General features: G+C 38.7%; 3 protein-coding genes. 2 read left to right on the top strand and 1 reads right to left on the bottom strand.

Annotation, left to right across the window (positions count from 1 at the left end; all coding sequences use genetic code 11):
• On the top strand, positions 1-141 hold a 141-nt coding region (locus ABIQ28_RS06385; protein WP_348036046.1), incomplete at its 5' end, for a TrmH family RNA methyltransferase.
• 330 nt (positions 142-471) lie between these two features.
• Here the strand turns inward: ABIQ28_RS06385 and ABIQ28_RS06390 are convergent.
• Entirely contained in the window at positions 472-1,278 is an 807-nt protein-coding gene (locus tag ABIQ28_RS06390) for a rhomboid family intramembrane serine protease (RefSeq protein ID WP_348036044.1), read from the bottom strand.
• 524 nt (positions 1,279-1,802) lie between these two features.
• Here ABIQ28_RS06390 and ABIQ28_RS06395 point away from each other — a divergent pair.
• The gene (locus tag ABIQ28_RS06395) at positions 1,803-3,083 is read left to right on the top strand and encodes a replication-associated recombination protein A (protein ID WP_348036045.1); all 1,281 of its coding nucleotides are present in this window, start codon (positions 1,803-1,805) and stop codon (positions 3,081-3,083) included.
• The last annotated feature ends 144 nt before the right edge of the window (positions 3,084-3,227 follow it).

The raw sequence follows: 3,227 nt of genomic DNA on the forward strand, positions 1-3,227 counted from the left end.
GAAGGGAAAGGGATTAATCCATCCATCTTAAAAATTGTGGATGACAAAGCCAAATTGCCAATTTTGGGTGAGATTGAATCGTTGAACGTTTCTGTGGCGTGTGGAGCGTTTTTGTATGAAGTGGTGAGACAGAGGATGTAGATTGCAGATTGTTGATTGACGATTTTTGATTTTTGATTTTTGATTTTTGATTTTTGAAGTGGGATAGCCAACTCATATTCAACAATCGACGAAGATCCGCATTGCTGCTATCCTTAAACTATAACACAGAGTTGCACTAAGGAAAATCAAAGCTGCACAAAGAGCTTAGACCTTAATTTTTGAAGTTAAGCGTATTCGGACGTAAAGATTGTTGATTGTTAAAGTTAAACTTATTAGTATTGACATAGGAAAAGCCTTAGTATTCGAAATAATTAAAGATGTTCGGTTGCAAGTTCCAAACGAATCACGTTGAGATTTCAAGATGCTTAATTAACTCTTTGGATTCTCCTTGAAAATATAATTTACTCTTGGAGTGATCGCACTTTCTTCAACTTGGCTACCGAGCATAGTCGAAGTATCGATTTCACCTTCAATTTCATCTTCGAGTTCAAGTTCAATTACATTTTCAGGTTCCAAATTCTCGATAAAGTTTCCCTTTTCGTCAAAATGCCTCAAAAAAGGATCGTCATCTTCATTATACGAGGGTTCTTGCCATACGTAACGTTCTGGTTTGGCAATGGATTTTCGGAATATTACTGCAAACAATAAACCTGTTATGAGTCCGCCTAAATGCCCTTCCCAAGACATGCCATCCTTAATGGGAAACACATACCAAATCATGCTTCCGTAGAGAAATATAATCATTAAGGATAATGCGACCAACCGAAAATGTTTGGCAAAAATTCCTTTAAAAAAGATAAAACTAATGAGGACATAAATAAGACCACTCGCACCAATATGGTTGGCAGGCCTTCCGATAAGCCACGTAATTAACCCAGAAAGCAGTACACCATAGAGCAAGACTTTCCATGCAATGGGCCTGTAAAAATAAAACAAAGCCATAGTCAGCACCACTATTGGAATACTATTGTGATAGATGTGTTCAATGTCTCCGTGAATGAGTGGACTTAAGATTACCCCTCTTAATCCTGTCAAGGTTTGAGGAACGATGCCCAACGTTTTTATGATGGGAAAAAACCGAACCTGTAACCAAAACACTACCCAAATAAGCATCAAAAAGAAGACGGGATAGGCCACGACGCTCGTTGAATATTTAAACTGTTGTTGATTGCTCATGGTTAAATTTAAAGGTTTCTTATCAAATTAGACTCCATTTGTTCGAAATATGAAAAATTGTCATCTATTATGCGAACATGAAGTTGAAATTGAAGTTGAAGTTGAAGTTGAAATTGAAGTAGAGCATGATATCTCATCTGGTTTAAATTCAATGGTCAAAATAAATCGAAATAAGAGTTTTTAAATGTTTTGAACCAAAACAAAACTTGGAAGAAGGATACCAAAAAAATCTTATGATACCGAACAACTAGACAATAAGGCCAATAACTTTTAAAGACTTTAATACCCATTGAATCTATTTCTGAAAATTATAACGTCGCTGCATGAGTGATGGAGCGGTTTGTTTGAAATCCTTTTTGTTTTTTTTCAAAACAAAAAGATTGAGCCGCGAGAGCACGACTTTTTTGTCCTTCACAAAAAAGGCATGCCCAAAGGAATTAAGACCGCTTCGCTTTGAAAACATCGTTTTGCAATAGTGTAACGCCTTATTAATTATTTCAAAGGAATTGACGTAAATTTGTATTATGAACGCACCATTGGCAGAACGATTACGACCAAAATACTTAAAGGATTATTTGAGTCAATCCCATTTGATTGGCGATAAAGGGGTTTTAACTCAACATATCAAACACGGTGTGATTCCGTCGATGATTTTTTGGGGGCCTCCAGGAACGGGAAAAACGACCTTGGCGAATATTATTGCCAACGAATCTAGCCGTCCATTTTACAAATTGAGTGCTATTAATTCTGGTGTTAAAGACATCCGGGAAGTGATCGACAAGGCGAAACACAGTGGCGGACTGTTTACGGCCAAAAATCCATTATTGTTTATTGATGAGATCCATAGATTTAGTAAATCGCAACAGGATTCGTTATTGGAAGCGGTTGAAAAAGGTTGGGTAACGCTGATTGGCGCCACTACTGAAAACCCAAGTTTTGAGGTTATTCCCGCGCTCCTCTCCCGATCTCAGGTATATGTGCTGAATTCTTTTGACAAAAAGGATTTGGAAGCTTTATTAAACCGAGCCCTTACTGAAGACGAAATTCTCTCAAAACGTGACATCCAACTCAAAGAAACGGAAGCATTATTGCGACTATCTGGTGGCGATGCCCGTAAGCTTTTGAATATTTTTGAGCTCATCATTACGTCATATGGCGAAGACGAAAAGATTGTCATTACTAATGCTAGTGTTCTCCAAAAAGTACAGAGCAATACGGTGCGCTATGATAAAACTGGGGAGCAACATTACGATATTATTTCGGCATTTATCAAGTCCATTCGTGGGAGCGATCCTAATGGAGCGGTCTATTGGCTGGCACGAATGATTGAAGGTGGCGAGGATGTCAAATTTATTGCCCGACGCATGCTTATTTTAGCCAGTGAAGATATTGGCAATGCGAATCCGACGGCTTTGGTAATGGCGAATACGACTTTTCAAGCTGTTTCGGTCATTGGGCATCCGGAATCACGAATTATATTGAGTCAATGTGCCACCTATTTGGCAACGTCTCCAAAAAGCAATGCGGCTTATGAAGCTATTGGAAAAGCGCAACAATTGGTTAAACAAACGGGCGACTTGTCGGTGCCTTTATCGGTCAGGAATGCACCAACCAAACTCATGAAAGAATTGGGTTATGGCGATAATTACCAATACGCGCATAGCTACGAGAACAACTTTGCGCCACAGGAATTTCTTCCTGACGAAATCAAAAACACGCAGCTTTACAGTCCTGGAAATAACGCCAGAGAAAATGCGCAACGTGAGTTTTTAAGACAGCGTTGGAAGGATAAGTATGGGTATTAGAGGGGAGGACTTAGAGTGTAGATTTTAGAGGGTAGAAAATAGAATATAGAAAATAGACATAAAAAGATCGTTTTAATGAATTCGGTCAGATCACGGGTCAATGGACTAAAGTGCTATAACAGCACTAAAAACATACTGGCGCGG

The organism is Gelidibacter sp. (assembly GCF_039916245.1).
GTDB lineage: Bacteria > Bacteroidota > Bacteroidia > Flavobacteriales > Flavobacteriaceae > Gelidibacter.

Excerpts from the sequence above, each read along its gene's own strand:
- ABIQ28_RS06390 (WP_348036044.1), bottom strand. The coding sequence starts at position 1,278 with ATGAGCAATCAACAACAGTTTAAATATTCAACGAGCGTCGTGGCCTAT.
- ABIQ28_RS06395 (WP_348036045.1), top strand. The coding sequence starts at position 1,803 with ATGAACGCACCATTGGCAGAACGATTACGACCAAAATACTTAAAGGAT.